Below are 21,456 nucleotides of genomic sequence, written 5' to 3' on the forward strand. Positions count from 1 at the left end.
CGGCATCAGCCTCAAGACGGGTCTTGCCCGCCTTTCATGCCCTGGCCATCCATTCCGCCGCCAGCGCCACGGCCGCCTTCACCGGGCCACTTGCGCTCATCGGGCGACAGCACGCCGTCGCCGTTGGCATCCATGCGATTGAACCGCGCGGTCAGCGCGGCAGTGATTTCCGCCTTGTCGAGATACCCATCGCCATTGGTGTCCATCCGCGCGAACTGGCGATCGGGGTTGCCCCGCCCGGCCATCGCGGCAGTGAATTCCGCCTTGCTGACGCGGCCGTCGCCATCGGTATCGGCGGCCATGATCCGCCCCAGGCTGCGCGCAACAAAGGCATCGCGGGTCACGCCCTGCCCGTTCATCATCGGCGCTTGTGGAGCGGGGGTCTGGGCAAACGCGGGCAAGCCCACGGCCAGGGCGAAAAGCAGATATGCGGGGGCGAACTTTTGCATGAGACCTCCATCGAACTGCGCGCTTGAACGCATGCTGACGCGGTTTCCGTCGCTGGTCTCGCAAGCCCCGCTAAAGTTCCCCTGTTTCATGCCCAATCCATTCTCGCTGGCACCTTGGCGCCGGCACGCCCACATGCGCCATCATGACTCATGCCCCCCATCCCGGAACCGTGTTTCTGGTCGGCGCCGGCCCCGGCGATCCCGATCTGCTCACGCTGCGCGCCGCCCGCCTGCTGATGAAGGCCCGGCTCGTGGTGCACGACGGGCTGGTCGATCCGGCCGTGCTGGCCATGGTCCCGCGCGGCGCGCGCTTCATTTCGGTGGCCAAGAGCCGCGCCCGCCACACCATGCCGCAGGACGCAATCAACGCCCTGCTGGTGCGCGAGGCGTTGGCCGGGCATGATGTCGTCCGCCTCAAGGGCGGCGATCCGTTCATTTTCGGGCGCGGCGGCGAAGAGGCCGAGGCCTGCCGCGCGGCCGGCGTGCCGGTGGAAGTGGTTCCGGGCGTCAGCGCCGCGCTGGGCGCATCGGCGGCGGCGCAGATCCCGCTGACCCATCGCGAGAACGCCTCGATCGTCTCGTTCGTCGCCGGGCAGTGCAAGGGCCTGTCGGATCAGAACTGGGCGGGCCTCGCCGGTGTTGGCCGCACCCTGGTGATCTACATGGGCGTGGCCACGGCCGCCGCCATCGCGGAAAAGCTGATGGCCGATGGCCTGGCGCCGACCATGCCGGTCGCGGTGATCGAAAATGCCTCGCGCCCGCAGATGCGCGTGGTAAGGGGCGCGCTGGCGGGCCTGTCCGACATGGTGGCCCGCGAACGCATCAAGAGCCCGGCACTGATCGTCATCGGCGAAGTGACCGCGCGGGGAGACAGCATGGAACTGCAAGCGGTTGTGGAGGCAGCCCGATGAGCGCGAAGATCAAGATCATCACCGGCAACGATCTGCGCACCGGCGACGTGATCTGGTGGACCGGCGAAGGCTGGTCGCGCCATGTCGACAATGCCGTGGCGGTGGATCACGACGCCGATGCGATCATCGCGCGCGAGAATGCCCGCCAGGTGGTGACCGACACCCACGTGATCGATGCCTTTGCCGCCGATGGCACCGTGCGCCCGGCGCACATCAAGGACCGCATCCGCGCGCTCGGCCCCACCGTGCGCCTCGATCTTTCGCTCAAGCCGGCCGATCCGCAGGCCGGTAACTGGGTAATCTGACCATGTATCAATACGATCAACACGACCAGGCGATGGTCGATGCGCGCGTCGCCGAATTTCGCGGCCAGGTTGCCCGGCGCCTTTCGGGCGAACTGACCGAAGACCAGTTCAAGCCGCTGCGCCTCAAGAACGGGCTCTATCTCCAGCTTCACGCCTACATGCTGCGCGTGGCAGTGCCCTATGGCACGCTCAATTCCGCGCAGATGCGGGTGCTGGGCGATATCGCGGACAAGTATGACCGTGGCTATGGCCACTTCACCACGCGCCAGAACATCCAGTACAACTGGATCAAGCTGGCCGATGCGCCCGATATCCTTGCCGATCTCGCCAAGGTGCAGCTCCACGCGATCCAGACCAGCGGCAACTGCATCCGCAACACCACGGCCGATCACTTCGCCGGCGCCGCCGCCGATGAAGTGGCCGATCCGCGCCCCTATGCCGAACTGCTGCGCCAGTGGTCCACGTTCCACCCGGAATTCGATTACCTGCCGCGCAAGTTCAAGGTGGCGATCATCGCCAGCGAGACCGACCGCGCGGCCATGCGCCTGCACGACATCGGCATCCAGATCGTGAAGAACGAAGCGGGCGAAATCGGCTGCAAGTTCTTTGCCGGCGGCGGCATGGGCCGCACCCCGATGATCGCGCCGTGCATCGCCGAATTCGTGCCCGCGTTGCAGATGATCAGCTTCCTCGAAGCCGCCCTGCGCGTCTACAACCGCCATGGCCGCCGCGACAACAAGTACAAGGCGCGGATCAAGATCCTCGTCCACGAAATCGGCGTGGCGGAATACAGCCGCCAGGTGCAGGAAGAATTCGCTCATATCCTCACCCTGGGCCTGGAACCGCCGCCAGCCGAGCTCGACCGCATCAAGGCGATGTTCGCCGATCCGGGCCTGGAAACCGGCCTGAGCGATGACCTGGACCGCAGCGACCCCGATTTCGCACTGTGGGTGGATCAGAACGTCCACGCCCACAAGCAGCCGGGCTATGCCATCGTCACCATCAGCCTCAAGCCCACCGGCGGCATTCCCGGCGATGCGACCGCTGACCAGATCCGCCTGATGGCCGACCTGGCGCGTGACCACAGCCTGGATGAACTGCGCGTCAGCCATGCGCAGAACATCGTGCTGCCGCATGTGAAGAAGGCCGATCTCTACCGGGTGTGGCAGGCGCTCGACGCCGCCGGTCTCGCCACGCCCAACCTCGACCTGATCACCGACATCATCGCCTGCCCGGGCCTGGATTACTGCGCGCTGGCCAATGCCCGCTCGATTCCCCTGGCGCAGAAGATCACCGAGCGCTTTGCCGATGTCGGCCGCCAGCGCGAGCTTGGCGAACTGAAGCTCAAGATTTCGGGCTGCATCAACGCCTGCGGGCATCACCACGCCGGCCACATCGGCATCCTCGGCGTCGATCGCAAGGGCGTGGAAAACTACCAGCTCCTGCTCGGCGGCGCCGAAAGCGCCGATACCTCGCTGGGCACCATCACCGGGCCGGGGTTCTCGGAAGACGGCGTTGTCGATGCCATCGAAAAGGTGACCGACGTCTACCTCGCCCGCCGCGAGGGGGCGGAACGCTTCCTCGATACCTATCGCCGCATCGGCATGGTCCCGTTCAAGGAGGCGATCTATGGTTGAGACCGTGCTGCGCTATCGCACCGATGAGCCGGTGGCCGATCCGGCCGTTACCGTGGATGCCTTCGCCGCGCAGGGCAATGCCACGGCGGTGCGGATCGAGCCGGGTGACGATGCCCTGGCCCTGCTGCCCTACCTCGATCGCCTTGCCCTGATCGAGGTGAATTTCCCTTCGTTTGCCGATGGGCGCGGCTATTCGGCCGCCCGTTCCTTGCGCGAGCGCGGCTATACCGGCGAACTGCGCGCCGTGGGCGATGTGCTGCTCGATCAGCTTTCGCACATGCGCCGCTGCGGGTTCGATTCGTTCGCGCCCGACAAGCCGATCAGCGCCGAAGCGGCAGAGGCGGCCTTTGCCACCTGGCCCGAAGTCTATCAGCAGACGGTCGATGGCCGCCGCCCGATCTGGGCCGCGCGCCACGGCACCAAGGACGCCTGAGCCCATGGCCAGCCCTGCCCGCACGCCCGACACTCTCGACCTTGGCCCGCGCTTCACTGCGGCCGAAGTCGCCGCGCTCAATGCGCGCTTTGCCGATGCCAGCACGCAAGAGATGCTGGCCGCGGTGCTGGGTGAAGGGCTTGCCGGCCGGGTGGCCGTGGTCTCCAGCTTCGGCGCGGAAAGCGCGGTGCTGCTGCACCTCGTCGCGCAAGTCGATCCGGCCACGGCGGTGCTGTTCCTCGATACGCACAAGCACTTCCCCGAAACGCTTGCCTATCGCGATGCCTTGGTGGCGCAGCTTGGCCTCACCAACCTGATCGTGCTCGAACCCGATGCCGCCGTCGTCGCCAAGAAGGACGAAGCCGGCCTGCGCTGGTCGTGGGATCCCGATGGCTGCTGCGAAATCCGCAAGGTCGTGCCGCTCGCGCGCGCCATGGCCGGGTTCGATGCCTCGATCACCGGGCGCAAGGGTTTCCAGTCCGCCACCCGCGCGGGCCTGCCCCGGTTCGAGATCGACAGCAGCGACGCGGCCGGCCGCCTCAAGATCAACCCGCTGGCGAGCTGGACCAAGGACGCGCTGGACGCCTATTTCACCGTCCACGGCCTGCCCCGCCATCCGCTGGTCGACCAGGGCTACCCCTCGATCGGCTGCGCCCCCTGCACCAGCAAGGTCGCGCCGGGCGAAGACCCGCGATCGGGCCGCTGGAAAGGCTGGGACAAGACAGAATGCGGCATTCACGTGCCCGGCAGCACGGACAGCGACAGCGGCGAACTGCCGCCAGGCTACGAACCGGTGTTCTAGGCAGCTCGATCCTCCCCCCGCCCAGCGGGGGGGAGGTGGCGGCCGCAGGCCGTCGGAGGGGGGCAGCGCAACCGCAAGCCTTCACTTTCTTATGGTCCCAGCCGAAATTTGATCGCCCCGGCAGGGTTGATCCGCACCGACGCCTTGGCCAAGGCGGGCCTGTCCCGCTTGCCAGGAAAGCCCCAGCCTTGACCGAAGAGATCACCCCGCTGCGCCGCCGCCTGATCATGTGGCTGGTGACCGGCGCGCTGTTCATGGAGATTCTCGACGGGACGATCCTGACCACCGCGCTGCCGTCCATGGCGCGCACCTTCGGCACCACGGCGGTGGCGCTCGACATCGGCATTTCCGCCTATATGCTGGCGCTGGGCGTATTGATCCCCGCCAGCAGTTGGCTCGCAGACCGCTTTGGCTCGCGTCGCATTTTCGTCACCGCCATTGCCATCTTCACGCTGGCCTCGGCGCTATGCGGCCAGGCGCAATCCGTGCCCGAATTCGTCGCCCTGCGCGTGCTCCAGGGCGTGGGCGGCGCGATGATGACGCCGGTCGGGCGCCTGGTGGTGATGCGCCACACCCCGCGCGACCAGTTGATCGCCACGCTTTCGGCGCTGATCTGGCCCGCGCTGTTCGCGCCCGTGGTCGGCCCGCCGGTGGGCGGGTTCATCACCGAGCATCTTGGATGGCGCTGGATTTTCTATTTCAACGTGCCGCTGGGCATTCTCGCACTCGCCGCCGCGCTTTGGCTGATCCCCGATGTGCGCGGGGCGCGCCGTCAGTTCGACTGGACCGGCTTTGCGCTCACCGCCGCGGGCGTATTCGCGCTCCAGATCGGCTTCGAACACAGCGCGCGCCGCATCGATGCGCTGGGCTTGGGCCTAGTCGCGGCGGGCCTGGCCGTGCTCGCAGTAACCATGGCGCACTTGCGCCGCAGCCCCAATCCGCTGCTTCACCTCGGCGCGCTCACCACGCCCTCGTTCCGCGCGGCGGTCAGCGGCGGCACGCTCACCCGCATGGCGATCGGCGCCGTGCCGTTCCTCCTGCCGCTGATGATGCAGGCCGGCTTCGGCTTTGGCGCGGTGCATGCGGGGCTGTTCGTCGTCGCCCTGTTCGCCGGTGACATCACGATGAAATCGATGGTCGAGCGCATCCTGCGCCGCTTCGGCCATCGCCCCGTGCTGATCGTCAACGGGCTGCTCTGCGCCGCCTCGCTGCTCTCGCTCGCCGCGATCGGCCCTACCTCGCCCGCGCCGCTGGTCGCCGCGCTGCTCTTCGTCAATGGCCTGGGCCGCTCGCTCCAGTTTTCGACGCTGTCCACGCTCGCCTTTGCCGATGTGGACCAGGCGGCGATGGGCGATGCCAACGGCCTGTTCAACACGATCCTGCAACTCGGCGCCGCCGCCGGCGTCACCGCCGCCGCCATGAGCGTCCACGCCGGCGAAGCCCTTGCCAGCACCGTGGGCCTGTCTGGCGCCGGCGCGGACTACCGCTTTGCTTTCGTCGCCATGGCGGTCCTGTCGCTGGGCGGCGTGATCAGCGCGCTGAAATTGCCGCACGAAGCCGGGCGGACGTTGACGGCGGCTTGATAGGACGGCGTCCTAAAGCCACCCTTCTTCCTTGTACCAGGCCGCCGTGGCATGCAGCCCCAGGGTGGTTTCCACCTGCGGCTCCCACAGGCTGGCCGGTGGGCGGGCGCCATCGCTCACCGTCCAGTCCGGGTGGCACATGTAGCCTACCCGGTCGAGCGTCAGCTTGGCTTTGTCCTTGCGCGCCCAGCGGTCGGCCTTGGCCGCCCATTCCAGAACGCCGCGCGGCAGGGGCAGCGGCTTGACCCGCTTGCCGATGGCCAGCCCGATGGCGCGAGCAAGATCGGTATGGCTCCATCCGCCCGGCGTGCCATCGTCGGGCTCGAACGTCTGGCTGGTCACGTCCTCGCCACCAGGCACCAGCGCCACCAGCAACCGCGCCAGATCGCCGACGTGGATGATCGAGGCGCGACCTTCGGGCGGCAGCGGCACGATCCCCTTGCGCGCCAGCTTGAACAGCTCGAACATCTCGGTGTCGCGCGGGCCATAGACGGCGGGCGGGCGCACCACGGTCCAGTCCAGGCTGGACGCGCGCACGATCATCTCGCCCTTGCGCTTGCTGGCGCCATAGACCGAAAGCTGCGGCTCGCGCGCCGAAAGCGAGGACACGTGGATGAAACGCTCCACCCCGCCGGCCAGCGCGGCATTGACCACGTTGAGCGTGCCGGTCACGTTGCCGGCCTGAAAGCCCGCCTCGTCGGGCGCGTTGACCACGCCGGCAATGTGCAGCACCACCCCGGCACGATGCACCAGGCGCTTGAGCGCAGGGCCATCGTGCAGGTCGCCCTGCACCCATTCCACGCCATCGCGCGCCGGTTGCGGCCGCCGCGTCAGCGCGCGCACCTCCAGTCCCGCGCGCGCGGCATGGTCCAGCACGGCCTGCCCGACGAACCCGGTCGCCCCGGTCACCGCGAGCAGTTCGCCCGGCCGCTGGCGCAGCGCCATCATGCCCCGCATCCCACCGCGACAATGCTCACAACAACACCATCTGGTCCCGGTGGATCAGCGCCGAACGCGGGGCATAGCCCAGGATCGCCTCGTGCGCCGACGACGGATGGCCCAGCAAACGCGCCGCCTCGGCCGCGTCGTATTCGGCCAGCCCGCGCGCCAGCGTCTGCCCGTCCGGCCCGATCACGGCGACGGCATCGCCGCGCGCAAAATCGCCGGAAATGGCGATAACTCCGGCGGCCAGCAGGCTCGATCCCCGCGCCAGGGCCGCCGCTGCTCCGGCGTCCACGCTCACCGTGCCGCGCATGCGCAGGCGCCCGCCCAGCCAGGCCTTGCGGGCGGTGTGGCGGCGGCGCGGCAGGAACAGCGTGCCGCGCGTGGCATTGAACGCGGTCGCGATGGGCGAGCCGGGCTGCCCGTCGATGATCGCCAGGGCCATCCCGGCCATCTCGGCAATCTCGGCCGCCTGAAGCTTGGACGTCATCCCGCCCGAGCCGAGACCAGACGAAGAACCGCCCGTGGCCATCGCGTGGATTTCCGCAGTCACCCCCTGCACCACCGGGATGCGCACGGCACCCGCCTGGCGCGGATCGCGATCATAGAGCCCGTCGATATCCGACAGCAGCAGCACGCCCTGCGCCGCCGCCGCCTGCCCCACCCGCGCAGCGAGGCGGTCGTTATCGCCAAAGCGGATTTCCTGAGTCGCGACCGAATCGTTTTCATTGATCACCGGCACTGCGCCCGCCGCCAACAGGCGGCCCAGCGTGGCCGTGACATTGAGATAGCGACGGCGGTCTTCCAGGTCTTCCAGCGTCAGCAGGATCTGCGCCGCCGTGATGCCGTGGCCAGCCAGCAGTTCGGCCCAGAGCCCGGCCAGCGCGATCTGCCCGACCGAAGCGCTGGCCTGCGCATCCGCCAGGCTGCCGCGGCCGCCCTTGGCCAGCCCCAGCTTGCGCGCGCCCAGCGCAATGGCGCCGGACGAGACCACGATCACCTGCTGGCCCGCTGCGCGCGCGGCCGCGATTTCCGCCACCAGCGCCGTCAGCCATGCGCGGCGCGGCTGCCCATCCTTGCCCACCAGCAGCGCCGAGCCGACCTTGATCACAAGGCGGGGGCAAAGGGCAGGATCGGCGAGATGGGAAAGCTGGGCAATGCGCATGATCGGCGCGGCTTAGGCCAAATGCCCCGGCGCGTGAAGGGCGCTTGAAGGAATTGTGACACGCTTGGGCGCGGTGTTGTGCAGGGGTTCGCACCACCCCCACCCCCCTCCTCTAAAGAGGATGGGGCTCACCAAATCCTCCCCCCTCCTCTTCAGAGGAGGGGGTCGGGGGGTGGTGCGAGCCTGAAACAGGTGGTTTAAAGCCCGACGCTACGCCGCCATCAAATCGGCGACCAAGGCTTGGCGTCGGCCGCATCTTCCACTTCGCCGTCCGGACGCTCGGTCACGGTTGCGGCGGGCAGGTAATCCAGCACGGCGTCGAGCAGATCGTCCATGCCCTTGCCGGTCGCGCCGGAAATCGGGAACACCCGCGCCGCGCCGGCCTCGATCAGTTCGCGCGAGAATTCGCGGACCAGTTCGGCATCGACCAGGTCGATCTTGTTGAGCGCGACGACGCGCGGCTTGTCGTCCAGCCCGGCACCATAGGCGGCCAGTTCCTCTTCGACGATGGCCAGCGCTTCGGCCGGGTCGGTGCCGTGGATGTCGATCAGGTGGATCAGCACGCGGCAGCGCTCGATATGGCCGAGGAAGCGGTCGCCAATCCCCGCGCCTTCGGCCGCGCCCGCGATCAGGCCGGGAATGTCGGCCAGCACGAATTCGCGGGCGCGATGGCGCACCACGCCCAGTTGTGGCCGGGTGGTGGTGAAAGCGTAATCGCCCACCTTGGCCTTGGTGTTGGTGATCTGGTTGATGAAAGTGGACTTGCCGGCATTGGGCAGGCCCACCAGGCCAGCATCGGCCAAAAGCTTGAGGCGCAGCCAGACATACATCTCGTCGCCCGGCCAGCCCGGCCCGCACTGGCGCGGCGCGCGGTTGGTGGAAGACTTGAACGACAGGTTGCCGCGCCCGCCGTCGCCGCCGCGCAGCAGGACTACGCGCTGGCCCGGCTCGGTCAGGTCGGCCAGGACGTTCTCACGCTCGTCGTCCAGCACCTGCGTGCCCAGCGGCACCTTGATCACCAGATCGTTGCCACCGGCACCGGTGCGGTTCTTGCCGGCGCCACCATGGCCGCGCTGGGCCTTGAAATGCTGGGTATAGCGAAAATCGATCAGGGTGTTGAGGCCGGTCACCGCCTCGAAGATGATATCGCCGCCCTTGCCGCCATCGCCGCCGTCGGGACCGCCATATTCGACATACTTCTCGCGCCGGAAGCTGACCGCACCGGGGCCGCCCTGGCCGGAGCGGATGAAGATCTTAGCCTGGTCGAGAAAATGCATGGCGTTGGCGTCCGGCAGTCCTGAAACGGCGCAGCCGGCGCCTTTGCAGCAAACGCCGATTGCGCCAAGGCCCGCTTCCCCGCCCGGCCCGTCGGCGAAAGGCGCGTCGGAATTCAGGCTGGCAGCAGGCTGGCGAGCATGGGGACCGGAAGAATGGAACCGATCCGTTCATTATTTCATACTGGTGGAGCCGAGGGGGATCGAACCCCTGACCTCGTCATTGCGAACGACGCGCTCTCCCAGCTGAGCTACGGCCCCGTTCCAGTATCATCCGAGTGAGGTTCGCCGGGGCGTCCCTCGCTTCGGGAGCGCCGCCATTAGCGCAGAGCCATGGCGGCGCCAAGAGCAAATTTGATCTTTTTTTAGACTGTTTGGAAATCCGGCTTTGCCGGATTTACGGCACCGGCCCTCTCCCCCACCCGACCTCCCATAGGGTACTATCGTTGGGAGGTCGGGTGGGGGAGAGGGCCGGTGCCGCAACGAAAATGCGCCTTGGCGCATTTTCAAAACGGGCTGTTAGAGCGCCCCGGTGGCCTGCTGCTGCGGCGTGGCGGCACTGGTGCCTTCGCTGGCCACGGCCGGAATCACCAGCCTGGTGCCCGGCTGCGCATCGCCATATTGCGCCTTCCAGATCGCCAGATCGGTGCGATACTGGTCATAGCGGCGATAGAACGCATCGAACACGATCTCGATATTGGGCAGGCTGCGCACAGCAAAGGCCTCCAGCTCGGCCGGCGGCACGGTGGCGGCGTCGCGCGCCACGGCCATCGTCGCGTCGCAAAACTCGCCCATCGTCGCGGGCAGCGCGAAATGGTTGTAGACGGCGGTCATGTATTGCTCACGCGGGGCAACGAACTTGGCGCCGAACTTGGCCTTGAACTCCTGGTCCACGGCACGGTTGGCCTTGTCGAGCGCCTTGCCGTGCGTCTTGAGGAAGGCGCGATAGAGCGGGATCAGCTCGACGTGGCGCGGGCCGGTGCAGTTGAGCGCGGCGACGTTGTAGGCCGAGCGCAGGTTCCACACCATCTGCGCCGGGGTGATGTTGCGATTGACCGACTCGCGCAGGCCCGAGGCGGCCAGCGGCGGCACCACCAGATTGGCGCTGGCGCCATTGGGCGGCGTCGGCTTGGGCGGCACAATCACAACCTTGGGTGGGGGTGGCGGCGGTGGCGGCGGCGGTGGCGGAGCCTTGGCCGCGCAACCGGCCAAGACCAATCCCAGCGTGGTCGTCAGCGCATAGGCGCCCATTCTGCTGCGATATGTGCGCGACACGGTGTTCTCCCCCTGCCCTTGTTCTGAATCGTTGTTGGCGCTCACGCGCGGCATTCCTACCATCGTAGACCCCGGATCACGTAAAGCGGCACGTCCTGGTGGCGCGCCGAACCTTGCTGCAAGCTGACTGAAAGTGTTAACCCGCTTTCCCGGAAAGGAAAATGCCCGACAACCAAAAAGGTTGCCGGGCACGCAATCTAACCTAACCGCCGCAGCGCTGGCAATGGAACGATCAGCGACGATCGCCCATGAGTTGCAGCAGCATCGTGAACATGTTGATGAAATCGAGGTAGAGCGTCAGCGCGCCCATCACCACAACCTTTTCCGCCATCGCGGTGCCCGCGACATAGGCATACTGCTCCTTGAGGCGCTGCGTGTCATAGGCGGTGAGACCGGCGAAGATCAGCACGCCCAAGAAGCTGATGCCCCAGGCCAGGCCCGGCGAGGCCAGGAACAGGTTGATCACCGAGGCGATGATCAGGCCGAACAGCCCCATGATCAGGAACGTGCCCATGCCCGACAGGCTCTTGCGCGTGGTATAGCCGAACAGGCTGAGACCCGCGAAGGCGCCGGCGGTGGCAAAGAACGTGGCCGCGATCGACGGGCCAGTGTAGACGAAGAAGATCGACGAGAGCGACAGGCCCATCGTCACGCTGAACGCCCAGAACAGCGCCTTGAGCGTACCGGTGGAAATGCGGTTGATGCCAAAGCTCATGACCATGACGAAAGCGAGCGGCGCCAGCGCCACCAGCCAGCGCAGCGGGGTGCCGAACACGGCCGCAGCCATGCCGCTGGTGGCAAAGACCAGCGCGACCACGCCCGAGAGCAGGACGCCCGAGGCCATGTAGTTGTAGATCGAAAGCATGTAGCGGCGCAGGCCGGCGTCGAACACCTCGCCGCGACCAAAGGCGCCCGACAGGCTCGGAGACGCACCGAAGCCCGTCTGCGAGGGCCGAGGATCGTTCCAGTTTGCCATGTGCTTGCACTTTCTCCATTGCGGGCGACAATCGCCCATGACGGCAATATCGGCCTTCCCCGTCGCGCTTTCAAGCGAAACCGGCGGCCTGCGCGTGTGACAAAGTGTTAATCGCGGCGCACAGCCAGGGTTCATTTACCCTGCGGCGCGCGCTTCCTGTGTCATTTCCGCGCTGCGATCGCGCGCCGCACGCAGCGTATCGCGCATCAGGCTGGCCAGGCGATCGTCGGCATCGAGCACGTCGAGCCCCTTTTGCGTGGTCCCGCCAGGGCTGGCAACGCGACGCGCCAGTTCACCCGGGCCATGCTCAGAGGCGGCCGCCAGCGCCGCCGCGCCATCGACCATGGCCAGCGCGAGGCGATCGGCCTGCTCGCGCGGCAGGCCCAGGTCCGTCGCCCCGGCCGCCAGCGCATCGATGACGCGATAGATGAAGGCCGGGCCGGACCCGGCAAGCGCGGTCACCAGATCCATCTGGTCCTCGCCCGAAAGCCATTCGGCGGTGCCGAGCGGCGCCATCAGGTGCGTGACTTCGGCATTGATCGTGGCATCGCCATCACCCACCAGCGCGATCGGCGACTTGCCCAGCGCGGCGGCCAGGTTGGGCATGACCCGCACCACTGCGGCTGCATTGGGGAAGCGCGCACGCAAGGTGGCCATGTCCACCCCGGCCAGGATCGACAGCACGATCGTGCCCGGCCCCACCAGCGGGGCGATCGCCGGCGTCGCGGCGCCCAGGCCCTGCGGCTTGAAGCCCAGCAGGACAAAGCGCGGCGGAGCTTCCCCGGTCGGCGCGGTGCGCAGCAGGCGCACGCCGGCCGGTGCCTGCGGCAGATGCGGATCAACCACGGTGAAGGCCGCTGGAGCAATGCCGCTGGCCAGCCAGCCGGTCAGCATCGCGCCGCCCATGTTGCCACAGCCGAACTGGAGGAAGGAATAGGTCATCGAAACAGTCTCCGGATCAGGCTTCGCCGGCGGCATCGACCAGCGCGCTGGCCAGCGCATCGGCCGGGCTTTTGTCACCCCACAGGATGAATTGGAATGCGGGATAGAACCGGTCGCATTCGTCCACCGCCGCTTCGATCGCCACTTGCGCCTGGTGCAGGCTGAGCAGGCCATCATCGCCCAGCATCAGGCCGTGGCGGTAAAGCAGCACGCTGCCGTTGGACCAGATATCGAAATGGCCCAGCCAGACCTGTTCGTTGATCAGGGCCATGACTTCGAACATGGCGCCCTTCTTGTCATCGGGCACGCGAATGTCGGGCAAGGACAGGATTTGCAGCACGTGATCCTCGGGCCGCCAGATGCAGCGCAACTGGTAGGTTGCCCAGGAACCTTGCACTTCGCCATGGATCTCGTCGTCCGACACGAATTCGCAAGGCCAGCCCCGCGCTTCGAACAGCGACGCGAGCATGTCCACCGGCGCGGCGTCGTCGCGGTCGCTGTCGTCGTGGCCGGTTCGCATCATCACGCCCCCTCACACGGTGCCCATGCCGGCGAGAATGCCAGCGCCGTTGCCGGCAACCGTGGTTTCCCTTCGATCCATCGCGGAGGGAATTGCCGCCGACAATCGACCGTTAGCCCAGCCTTGGGCAAAACTCGACAAGCCAGTGCAAAACCTGTGGACAAGGGAGCCTTCTCTGCTCCCCCTCCTCTTCAGAGGAGGGGGTCGGGGGGTGGTGGATACCTTATGCAAGACTTCGCACCACCCCCAACCCCTCCTCCAAAGAGGAGGGGAGATTCTGTCGCCTGACCTGCTTGACGCCCCCTACTTCGCCGCAACGCCGTCCATCGCCTGGCCGGCCGGGCTGTCGAACTGGAAGGCGCCCACGCCCTTGGCCTTGAGCTTGGCCACGAATTCCTGTGCGGCGGCGTCGCTGGGGAACGGCCCGGTGACCAGGCGATAGACCCGGTTCCACGGCGTGACATAGGCCTTGCGCCCACGCAGCTCGGGTGCCTTGGCCTGAAGCCCTGCCCATTCCTTGCCCATCTTGGCCCGGTTGCCGCCGGTCAGCACCTGCACCCAGGTCCGCGCCGGATTGGCGGCAAGGCGCCGGGCCTCTTCCTTGGCCTTGCGCGCTTCCTCGGCCTTCTTGGCATCGGCCAGCTTCTTTTCGGCGGCCGCCTTGCGGTCGGCAGCGGCCTTGCGCGCATCGGCCAGCTTCTTGGCCTGCGCCGCCTGACGCGCCTCGATCGCGGCCTTTTCGGCAGCAGCGCGTTCGTTGGCCGCCTGGACTGCGGCGAGATCGACCGCGACCGTCGGGCGCTGCTGCTCCTCGGCCGGCGCGGTGAACCCGGCAAACAGCGAGGCAAAGCCATCGGGCGATGGCGCGGGTGCCGCCGCTGGCGCTGGTTGCGGCGTGGATGATTGGGGTTGCGGTTGCGGCTGGGGCACCGGCTGCACCATCGCTGTCTGCACCGGCGCAGGCGCGGTGGCCGTTGGCGTGCTGGCGGCTGGCACCGGCGGCAGCACAATGGTCGGCGTCGGGGTGGCGCTCGCCATGCTGGTCGGCACCGGGACCGGCGCGGCCTGGGGCGCGGTCTGCGGGGCCGGGCGCGTCGTCGTGCTGATGCTCGGCAGCGCCGGGGCGGGCGTCGCCTGTGCCAGTTGCGGCGCCGGCGTGGCCGCTGCGGCGGGCGTCGGTGTCGGGATCAGCCGCCCCCGGCGATCCCGGCGCGGTGCAGGTTGCGGCGTGGCGGGTGCCGATGCGGCCTGGGCCAGCACGACGGGCGCCGGGCGCGGATGGCTGAGCGCATATTGCACGATCTGCGGATCGTCGCGACCGATGTCGGCGGCGCGCGGGAAGCGGCCGAAATTCGCCGCTGCCGCCTGCTGCGCCGGGGTCAACCGCGTCAGATAGCGCAGATAGGGCGCAATCCCGGCGGCAAGCTGCGGCGGCATGGAGGAATTGGCCACGGCCACGGCTTCATCGGGCTGGCCGGCAATCGCCAGAATGAAGGTGCGCACGCGCCAGGCCGCCCGATCGGACTGCGCGATCTGCGGCGCCAGCACCTTTTCGGCCGCCGCGCGATCCCCGCCGATCGCCAGGCTCAGCGCCAGGCGGCGCGTCACTTCCGCATCGGGCGCGCGGGCCAGGGCCTGTTGGTAATAGCGCTGCGCCATGGCGTTATCGCCCACCAGATCGTGGGCCAGGCCGCGATCACCGGCCATCGCCGCCGTATCGGCCCCGGCCCGCTCGGCATCGTCGAACGCACGAATCGCCGCGAGCGGGTCGTTGTGGCGCAGCATGGCCTTGCCGATCTGCGCCTTGATCCGGCCATTGCCCGGCGAAACCTCGTCCGCACGGCGCAGGAAGCCGAGCGCTGCGTCGACATCGCCCAGTTCCATCGCCGCGTTGCCCGCATCGAGCAGCGCATCGGGGTTGCGCGGATCGCGCGCCAGGCGGGCCAGGGCGGCATCGAGCGTCTTGCCATCACCAGCAGGCAGCGGCTGCACCACCGGGCGCGAGACGCTGGGCACCGCCTGGACCACGGGGTTGGACACCATCGGCACCGGCGCGGCGCTGGGCGCCTGCTGCGGGTAAACCGGCCGTACGACAGGGCGCGACGGGCGGCTGCCGGGCGTATCCAGCACCGATTGCTGTGGCATCTGCGAGAGATCCTGCGCCAACAGCGGCGCCGGCGCACCGATCAGCAGCGCCACGGCCAGGGCGGACCGGGCGGATGCCCCCCGGACAACGCGGCCGGAGGAAAAACCCAGAGACAGGAACGGGCGAGCGGAGAGGGGGTGGAATGTCATCGTGGCGCCGCCTTAGCCGATTGCGTGTGAAGCCAAAACAACAAGCCGCCACTTTCAAGGGAGAAAGTGACGGCCTGAAGCTAGCATGGGTCCGGCGGCTGCGCACGGCAACCGCCGGCACGGATCACTGGTTGTTCTGGCGACCCAGGAAGCGCGGAATGCTCAGCGAAGCCGAATCCTCGCCTTCCTCCGCGTCTTCCGTGCGGGCCGCCCCGCGCGAAAGATTGGCCATGCGCTCGAACAGGGTGCTGCCACCAGCCCCACCGCCGACGCGCGGCGCCGGGCGCTCCGGCTCGGCGCCAGCACCAAGGCCGAGGCGCGGGGTGGGCGCGGCCGGTGCGGGATCGATGGTATAGTCCTGCGCCGGATCGGCGCCGAGGTCGAACGTCAGGTCCAGGGGATCGTCAGCCGGCGGCGCGGCTTCGGGCTGGGGCGCCCAGGCCTGAGCCGGAGGAGCGGCCGGAGCGGGCGCGGCCGGAGGCGGCGTCACGGCAGCCGGCGGCGGCGTGACCGGCGCGGCGGTCGGCGTGGCAATCGCCGGGCGCGGCGTGGCAGCAGGCGTGAATGCCGGGCCACGGGCAGCGCCAGGCAGGTTCACCGGGCGCGCTGCCTGCTCGGCCTGTTCCACGCTCTGTTCGATGCCGGTGGCCACCACCGACACGCGGATCTTGCCATTGAGATCGGGATTAAACGCCGAACCCCAGATGATGTTGGCGTTGGGATCGACCAGCTCGCGGATGTGGTTGGCGGCTTCGTCCACTTCCAGCAGCTTCATGTCGTCGCCGCCGATGATCGAGATGATCACGCCCTTGGCGCCCTGCATCGACACGCCATCGAGCAGCGGGTTGGCAATGGCGCGTTCGGCCGCTTCCAGCGCGCGGTTGGGGCCTTCGCCTTCCCCGGTGCCCATCATCGCCTTGCCCATCTCGCCCATCACCGAGCGCACGTCGGCAAAGTCGAGGTTGATCAGGCCGGGCATGATCATCAGGTCGGTGATCGAGCGCACGCCCTGCTGGAGCACTTCGTCGGCAAGCTGGAACGCTTCCTTGAACGTCGTTTCCGCCTTGGCCACCAGGAACAGGTTCTGGTTGGGAATGACGATCAGCGTATCGACGTGCTTTTGCAGCTCCTCGATACCCGCTTCGGCCGAGCGCATGCGGCGCGTGCCTTCGAACAGGAACGGCTTGCTCACCACGCCCACCGTCAGCACGCCCTTGCGGCGCGCGGCTTCGGCAATCACCGGCGCGGCGCCGGTGCCGGTGCCGCCGCCCATGCCGGCGGCGATGAACACCATGTGCACGCCATCAAGCACACGCTCAAGCTCGGGCAGGGTTTCTTCCGCCGCAGCGCGGCCCACTTCGGGGCGGGCGCCCGCGCCCAGGCCCTGCGTGATCGCCGGCCCAAGCTGGATGCGGTTTTCCGCGATCGAATTGTTGAGCGCCTGCGCATCGGTGTTGCAGACGACGAAATCGACGCCTTCGATGCCAGCGCCGATCATGTTGGCGATGGCGTTGCCGCCTGCGCCGCCCACCCCGATCACCGTGATACGGGGCCGAAGCTCGTCGATGGCCGGCGGTCCGATGTTGATGCTCATGTCGGTCTCCCTTTTCGGGTCGGGCAATGGATGGATCGAGGGCCGAAGTGGCCGAAAGGTGGATTTTCCAGCATTGGCACGGAACGTTTCATCGAATCAAAGGCGATCCGGGCTTTTCCACAAGATCGAAGGCCTGTTTATGGCGGAAATCCGCCGATCCGGTTTCTTCTTGCGACGAAAGGCCGGAATTGGCGCCATAACCGTTAAAAATACTCCTTGAGCGCGCGGGCGATCCGCCGCCCCATGCCCCACAGCGTGGTTGCGCCCGGCGCCTGCGCGGCCATGGTCAGCTTGCGGATGTCGATCGGATCGGACGCGGCATGGAGTACCAGCCCGACAAGCGTGGAGGAACTGGGCGTGGCATGCCCCTGCGGCAGGCCGAGCATGGCGGGCGGCGCCCCGATCCGCACCGGGCGCCCCAGCGCGGACTGGGCATAGTCGGCCAGGCCCGGCAGTTGCGCCCCGCCCCCGGTCAGCACCACCTGCTGCCCGCGCGTGCCGGTAAAGCCCATGGCCTTGAGGCAACGCCCCAGCTCGTCGGTGAAATGGCCAAGCTGCTGGGTGATCACCGAGATTAGCTCGGCGCGCGGGATGCGGTTCTTGTCGTCGGCATGGCGCGCCACCGGCCCGGCGCCTTCCGGATCGCCCGGCGCGTTGACCGGAATCATCTCGCGATGGTCGGCAGGACTCGCAATGGCCGAGCCCGACATGCACTTGAGCCGCTCGGCCTGATAGCGGCGGATGCCGAAGGCCGAAGCGACCGCATCGGTAATGTCGCCCGATCCGAACGGCAGCACCTGCATACCCAGCAGCATGCCCCCGGCATGGACCGAAACCGTGGTTACTTCCGCGCCGAAATCGACCAGCGCCACGCCCAGGTCGCGCTCTTCGGGAGTGAGGCAGGCAAGGCCCGCCGCCACTGGCGCGGCGACCACACCATCGACCTTGAGGTGGGCGTTCTCCACCGTCTCGCGAATGTTGCGGATCGGCGCGCCATCGGCGAGCATCACGTGGATATCCACCGCCAGCCGATCGGCGTGGAGGCCCTTGGGGTTGGGCACGCCATGCGCGCCATCGAGCGTGTAGTGCGCCGGTTGCGCATGGAGCACGGTGCGCCCGTCGGGCTGGATCACGTCGCGCGCGGCCACTAGCAGATGCTGGATATCGTCATCCTCGATGCGGCGGCCGCCGATCTCCACTTCCACTTGCGCGGTGGAGCTGGCCAGCCCTGCCCCGGCGCATCCGACCAAGACTTGCGTGACCGAGGTATTGGCCATCTTCTCGGCCCGCTCGATCGCGTCGCGCACCGAATGGGTGGCAGCGAGCATATCGACGACATAGCCGCGCTTGATGCCCTGCGAGGCGCGGTGGCCCGATCCGAGCACGACGAGTTCGCCCGCCTCCGACAGGCCAGCGATCATCGCCGACGTGCGGAACGAGCCGAGATTGACGGCGGCAAAGACCTTGGTGATGCGGGGTGCGGCCACGGGCAGCTTATTCCTTGGCCTTGGATGAGGCGGCCGCCGCCTTGGCCTTGGCTTTCGCATTGGCCTTGTCGCGCTGCTCCTCCGCCAATTCGTCGGCATGGCCGGGCACGAGCAGGTAGGTGCGATCCTTGGCGCGCATGTCGAAGCTGGCCACCTTGCCGCCCAGCAGGCGATTGACCCCGTCCATCCGCGCGAATTCGAGCAGTGCGGCGGCCGCCTCGTCCTCGCCTTCGGGCAGGGCCAGCACCTGGCCGGTCTTGAACGTCAGGTTCCAGCGGCGGTTGCCGATCCATTCGGCCTCGGCCACCTGCGGCTTGAGCGCGGGTGCGGCGTCGAGCAGGCGGTTGAGATCGGGCACGCGCGCCGCCGCGCCATCGCCCGACAGCACGAACATGCCCTTGGCGCGGGCCGGAGTGACCGGCTCCAGCTCGTGACCGGTCTCGTCGATCAGCATCAACTGGTCGCCCTTGCGCAGCACGCCGTGGGGCGTGCGCTCCACCACGTCGACCACCAGGGTATCGGGCAATTGCCGTGAAACGCGCGCGTCCTTGACCCAGGGCAGCGTCAGCAGCGTTTCGCGCAGGGCCGCCACGTCCACCCGCGACATCGCCTGGTCGCGCTGGCCCAGCACCTTTTCATAGATGGTCTGCTCGCTCATGCGCTTCACGCCGCGCACTTCCACGCGCTTCACGTCGAACCCGGCGCCATGGGCGGCGCGGGCCACCTGGCTTTCCAGCAGTGCGGGCACGCCGGCCACGTTGGCCACGGTCCACACCAGCACGGCAGCCGAGCCGAGAATCAGCGTCAGCAGGATCCGGTGCAGCGTTTCCTCGCTGAACGGCTGTACGCGCAGGACATGGCCGATGGCCGAGCCGGTCTGCTTGCGCGCCGTCTGCACCTTGGCCTTGGCCCCGCGCTGCGCCGCCACGCGCCGCACGCCCTTGCCGCCACGCCGGATCGTCTGCGCCATGGTCAGCCGGCCCCCTTCTTCGCCTTGGCCGCGGCGGCATCCTTGAGCGCTTCGGCCAGGATCGCCTCGACCAGATCGGGATAGTCCATGCCCAGATGCCGCGCCTGCTCGGGCACCAGGCTGAGCGGAGTCATCCCCGGCTGGGTGTTCACTTCCAGCAGGAACAGCCCTTCCACCCCGCGCTCGTCATCCCAGCGGAAATCGGAACGGCTGGTTCCCTTGCAGCCCAGCAGCTTGTGCGCGCGCAAGGCAATGTCCTTGCACGCCTGCGCGATGTCTTCGGGAACATCGGCCGGGCAGACGTGCTCGGTCAGACCATCGGTATACTTGGCATCGAAATCGTAGAACGCGGTCTTGGGGATCAGTTCGGTGACCATCAGCGCGCGATCGCCCAGCACGGCTGTGGTCAACTCGCGCCCGCGAATGAACGGCTCGGCCAGCAGCTCGTCGAACTCCTGCCACGGCCCGCGCGCCTGCGGGCTGATCGGATCGCCATAGTTGCCCTCGGCCGTGACGATCGCCACGCCGACAGACGACCCTTCGTTGACCGGCTTCAAGACATAGGGCCGGGCCAGCGGATCGCGCTCATAGAGCTCTGCCGTCTTGACCACGCGCCCGCCGGGCATGGGAATGCCATGGGGCACCAGCGCCTGCTTGGTCAGTTCCTTGTCGATCGCGATGACCGAAGTGGCTAGGCCGGAATGGGTATAGGTCAGGCCCATCAGGTCCATCATGCCCTGCACCGTGCCATCCTCGCCGGGCGTGCCGTGCAGCGCGTTGAACACCACGTCGGGCGCAGCCTCGGCCAGGCGCAACGCCACGTCGCGGCCCATGTCGATCCGCGTCACGCGATGGCCGCGCTGTTCCAGCGCGCTGGCCACGCCTTCGCCACTGGTCAGCGAAACCGGCCGCTCGCTCGACCAGCCGCCCATCAGCACGGCCACATGAAGCCGGGGCAATGCTGTCATTTCCGGCCTACCCGCTTGATTTCCCACTGCAACTCCACGCCTTGTGTCTGTTTCACGCGGGCCCGCACTTCCTCGCCCAGCGCTTCGATCTCGGCGCTGGTAGCGGTTCCGGTGTTGATCAGGAAATTGGTGTGCTTTTCGCTCACCTGCGCCCCGCCCAGCGTCAGCCCGCGGCAACCCGCCGCATCGACCAGCGCCCAGGCCCGGTGGCCATCGGGGTTCTTGAACGTCGATCCGCCGGTCTTGCTGCGCAGCGGCTGGCTCGCCTCGCGCGCGGCGGAAATGCGGTCCATCTCCGCCTGGATCGCCTCGGGATCACCCGGCTCGCCGCGAAAGCGGGCCGCAACCACGATGCTGCCATCGGTCAGCTCGGAATGGCGATAGGCATAGCCCAGCTCGGCCAGCGACAGCCGCGCGATCTCGCCCGAGCGGATCACCACGTCGCAATCGACCAGGATATCCTTGACCTCGCGGCCATAGGCGCCGCCGTTCATGCGCACAAAGCCGCCCACCGTGCCGGGGATCGAACGCAGGAATTCCAGGCCGGCAATGCCCGCATCGCGCGCCGTGGACGACACCAGAATGCCCGAAGCCCCGCCCCCGCAATCGAGCGTGACAGCATCGATAGCCGCGACTTTGGCAAAGGGCTTGCCCAGCCGCACCACCACGCCCGGCACCCCGCCATCGCGCACGATGAGGTTCGATCCCAGCCCTAGCGCCATGACCGGCACCTGCGGATCGAGCGCGGCGAGGAGGGCTTGCAAGTCCGCCACGTCCTTGGGTTCATAGAGCCAGTCGGCGCTGCCGCCGGACTTGAACCACACCAGCGGGGCGAGCGGGGCGTTTGGGGTCAGTTTGCCGCGCAGGTCGGGTGTGGCTTCCACCACCCCCTGGCCCCCTCCTCTGAAGAGGAGGGGGAGTGAGGCCT

The 21,456-nt window shown here is 67.9% G+C and carries 20 protein-coding genes and 1 tRNA gene; 6 read left to right on the plus strand and 15 right to left on the minus strand.

The features are described 5' to 3' along the window. Positions 1-11 precede the first annotated feature (11 nt). Positions 12-449 carry an EF-hand domain-containing protein gene (locus tag IE191_RS05405; protein ID WP_191323344.1) on the minus strand — a complete coding sequence of 146 codons (438 nt, stop codon included), beginning with the start codon at positions 447-449 and terminating at the stop codon, positions 12-14. 143 nt (positions 450-592) lie between these two features. On the opposite strand from IE191_RS05405, the gene cobA reads away from it, so the two are divergent. The 6 genes from cobA (at position 593) to IE191_RS05435 (ending at position 6,120) form a co-directional block, all read left to right on the plus strand. After that, complete coding sequence (gene cobA, locus IE191_RS05410; protein ID WP_191323345.1) at positions 593-1,360, plus strand: uroporphyrinogen-III C-methyltransferase; 768 nt, start codon at positions 593-595, stop codon at positions 1,358-1,360. A gap of 8 nt (positions 1,361-1,368) precedes the next feature. Continuing rightward, positions 1,369-1,665 (plus strand): DUF2849 domain-containing protein, encoded by a 297-nt coding sequence (locus tag IE191_RS05415; protein WP_191323578.1) that lies wholly within the window; start codon positions 1,369-1,371, stop codon positions 1,663-1,665. Between the two features lie 2 nt (positions 1,666-1,667). Continuing rightward, the gene (locus tag IE191_RS05420; protein WP_191323346.1) at positions 1,668-3,302 is read left to right on the plus strand and encodes a nitrite/sulfite reductase; all 1,635 of its coding nucleotides are present in this window, start codon (positions 1,668-1,670) and stop codon (positions 3,300-3,302) included. After that, positions 3,295-3,735 carry a DUF934 domain-containing protein gene (locus IE191_RS05425; protein WP_191323347.1) on the plus strand — a complete coding sequence of 147 codons (441 nt, stop codon included), beginning with the start codon at positions 3,295-3,297 and terminating at the stop codon, positions 3,733-3,735. Before IE191_RS05420 ends, IE191_RS05425 begins: the two co-directional genes overlap by 8 nt. Before the next feature lie 4 nt (positions 3,736-3,739). Then, on the plus strand, positions 3,740-4,537 hold the full coding sequence (locus IE191_RS05430) for a phosphoadenylyl-sulfate reductase (RefSeq protein WP_191323348.1): 798 nt from the start codon (positions 3,740-3,742) through the stop codon (positions 4,535-4,537). 188 nt (positions 4,538-4,725) lie between these two features. Further along, positions 4,726-6,120 carry an MFS transporter gene (locus tag IE191_RS05435; RefSeq protein ID WP_229815126.1) on the plus strand — a complete coding sequence of 465 codons (1,395 nt, stop codon included), beginning with the start codon at positions 4,726-4,728 and terminating at the stop codon, positions 6,118-6,120. A gap of 12 nt (positions 6,121-6,132) precedes the next feature. Here the strand turns inward: IE191_RS05435 and IE191_RS05440 are convergent, their stop codons facing one another. The 14 genes from IE191_RS05440 to murB all read right to left on the minus strand — a co-directional run bounded on the left by IE191_RS05440 (position 6,133) and on the right by murB (position 21,412). Then, positions 6,133-7,068: an NAD-dependent epimerase/dehydratase family protein gene (locus IE191_RS05440; RefSeq protein ID WP_191323349.1), complete on the minus strand. Its 936-nt coding sequence runs from the start codon at positions 7,066-7,068 to the stop codon at positions 6,133-6,135. A 25-nt stretch (positions 7,069-7,093) separates the two neighbouring features. Further along, positions 7,094-8,227: a glutamate 5-kinase gene (gene proB / locus IE191_RS05445; protein ID WP_191323350.1), complete on the minus strand. Its 1,134-nt coding sequence runs from the start codon at positions 8,225-8,227 to the stop codon at positions 7,094-7,096. Between the two features lie 221 nt (positions 8,228-8,448). Further along, positions 8,449-9,504, minus strand: a complete 1,056-nt coding sequence (gene obgE, locus IE191_RS05450; RefSeq protein WP_191323351.1) for a GTPase ObgE — start codon at positions 9,502-9,504, stop codon at positions 8,449-8,451. A gap of 182 nt (positions 9,505-9,686) precedes the next feature. Beyond that, positions 9,687-9,762 (minus strand) — tRNA-Ala (locus IE191_RS05455). A gap of 258 nt (positions 9,763-10,020) precedes the next feature. After that, positions 10,021-10,776: a hypothetical protein gene (locus IE191_RS05460; RefSeq protein WP_191323352.1), complete on the minus strand. Its 756-nt coding sequence runs from the start codon at positions 10,774-10,776 to the stop codon at positions 10,021-10,023. Positions 10,777-11,008: 232 nt separating this feature from the next. Continuing rightward, positions 11,009-11,752, minus strand: coding sequence for a Bax inhibitor-1/YccA family protein (locus tag IE191_RS05465; RefSeq protein WP_191323353.1), 744 nt, complete (start codon positions 11,750-11,752; stop codon positions 11,009-11,011). Between the two features lie 135 nt (positions 11,753-11,887). After that, positions 11,888-12,694: a pyrroline-5-carboxylate reductase family protein gene (locus IE191_RS05470; RefSeq protein WP_191323354.1), complete on the minus strand. Its 807-nt coding sequence runs from the start codon at positions 12,692-12,694 to the stop codon at positions 11,888-11,890. 16 nt (positions 12,695-12,710) lie between these two features. Then, a complete protein-coding gene (locus IE191_RS05475; RefSeq protein ID WP_191323580.1) occupies positions 12,711-13,214 on the minus strand; it encodes a type III secretion system chaperone family protein in 504 nt (167 codons plus the stop codon). 303 nt (positions 13,215-13,517) lie between these two features. Further along, a complete protein-coding gene (locus IE191_RS05480) occupies positions 13,518-15,509 on the minus strand; it encodes an SPOR domain-containing protein (protein ID WP_191323355.1) in 1,992 nt (663 codons plus the stop codon). Between the two features lie 124 nt (positions 15,510-15,633). Then, positions 15,634-17,103 carry a cell division protein FtsZ gene (gene ftsZ / locus IE191_RS05485; RefSeq protein WP_191323356.1) on the minus strand — a complete coding sequence of 490 codons (1,470 nt, stop codon included), beginning with the start codon at positions 17,101-17,103 and terminating at the stop codon, positions 15,634-15,636. A 203-nt stretch (positions 17,104-17,306) separates the two neighbouring features. Further along, entirely contained in the window at positions 17,307-18,590 is a 1,284-nt protein-coding gene (gene ftsA / locus IE191_RS05490) for a cell division protein FtsA (protein WP_191323357.1), read from the minus strand. A gap of 7 nt (positions 18,591-18,597) precedes the next feature. Next, the gene (locus tag IE191_RS05495) at positions 18,598-19,560 is read right to left on the minus strand and encodes a cell division protein FtsQ/DivIB (RefSeq protein ID WP_191323358.1); all 963 of its coding nucleotides are present in this window, start codon (positions 19,558-19,560) and stop codon (positions 18,598-18,600) included. 2 nt (positions 19,561-19,562) lie between these two features. After that, positions 19,563-20,528 carry a D-alanine--D-alanine ligase gene (locus IE191_RS05500; protein WP_191323359.1) on the minus strand — a complete coding sequence of 322 codons (966 nt, stop codon included), beginning with the start codon at positions 20,526-20,528 and terminating at the stop codon, positions 19,563-19,565. Next, positions 20,525-21,412, minus strand: a complete 888-nt coding sequence (murB, locus tag IE191_RS05505) for a UDP-N-acetylmuramate dehydrogenase (protein WP_191323360.1) — start codon at positions 21,410-21,412, stop codon at positions 20,525-20,527. Before murB ends, IE191_RS05500 begins: the two co-directional genes overlap by 4 nt. Between the last annotated feature and the right edge of the window lie 44 nt (positions 21,413-21,456).

It is taken from the genome of Novosphingobium pokkalii (assembly GCF_014652855.1).
Classification (GTDB): domain Bacteria; phylum Pseudomonadota; class Alphaproteobacteria; order Sphingomonadales; family Sphingomonadaceae; genus Novosphingobium; species Novosphingobium pokkalii.

Excerpts from the sequence above, each read along its gene's own strand:
- IE191_RS05405 (WP_191323344.1), bottom strand. The coding sequence starts at position 449 with ATGCAAAAGTTCGCCCCCGCATATCTGCTTTTCGCCCTGGCCGTGGGC.
- cobA (WP_191323345.1), top strand. The coding sequence starts at position 593 with ATGACTCATGCCCCCCATCCCGGAACCGTGTTTCTGGTCGGCGCCGGC.
- IE191_RS05420 (WP_191323346.1), top strand. The coding sequence starts at position 1,668 with ATGTATCAATACGATCAACACGACCAGGCGATGGTCGATGCGCGCGTC.
- IE191_RS05425 (WP_191323347.1), top strand. The coding sequence starts at position 3,295 with ATGGTTGAGACCGTGCTGCGCTATCGCACCGATGAGCCGGTGGCCGAT.
- IE191_RS05430 (WP_191323348.1), top strand. The coding sequence starts at position 3,740 with ATGGCCAGCCCTGCCCGCACGCCCGACACTCTCGACCTTGGCCCGCGC.
- IE191_RS05440 (WP_191323349.1), bottom strand. The coding sequence starts at position 7,068 with ATGATGGCGCTGCGCCAGCGGCCGGGCGAACTGCTCGCGGTGACCGGG.
- proB (WP_191323350.1), bottom strand. The coding sequence starts at position 8,227 with ATGCGCATTGCCCAGCTTTCCCATCTCGCCGATCCTGCCCTTTGCCCC.
- obgE (WP_191323351.1), bottom strand. The coding sequence starts at position 9,504 with ATGCATTTTCTCGACCAGGCTAAGATCTTCATCCGCTCCGGCCAGGGC.
- IE191_RS05465 (WP_191323353.1), bottom strand. The coding sequence starts at position 11,752 with ATGGCAAACTGGAACGATCCTCGGCCCTCGCAGACGGGCTTCGGTGCG.
- IE191_RS05470 (WP_191323354.1), bottom strand. The coding sequence starts at position 12,694 with ATGACCTATTCCTTCCTCCAGTTCGGCTGTGGCAACATGGGCGGCGCG.
- IE191_RS05475 (WP_191323580.1), bottom strand. The coding sequence starts at position 13,214 with ATGCGAACCGGCCACGACGACAGCGACCGCGACGACGCCGCGCCGGTG.
- IE191_RS05480 (WP_191323355.1), bottom strand. The coding sequence starts at position 15,509 with ATGACATTCCACCCCCTCTCCGCTCGCCCGTTCCTGTCTCTGGGTTTT.
- ftsZ (WP_191323356.1), bottom strand. The coding sequence starts at position 17,103 with ATGAGCATCAACATCGGACCGCCGGCCATCGACGAGCTTCGGCCCCGT.
- IE191_RS05495 (WP_191323358.1), bottom strand. The coding sequence starts at position 19,560 with ATGGCGCAGACGATCCGGCGTGGCGGCAAGGGCGTGCGGCGCGTGGCG.
- IE191_RS05500 (WP_191323359.1), bottom strand. The coding sequence starts at position 20,528 with ATGACAGCATTGCCCCGGCTTCATGTGGCCGTGCTGATGGGCGGCTGG.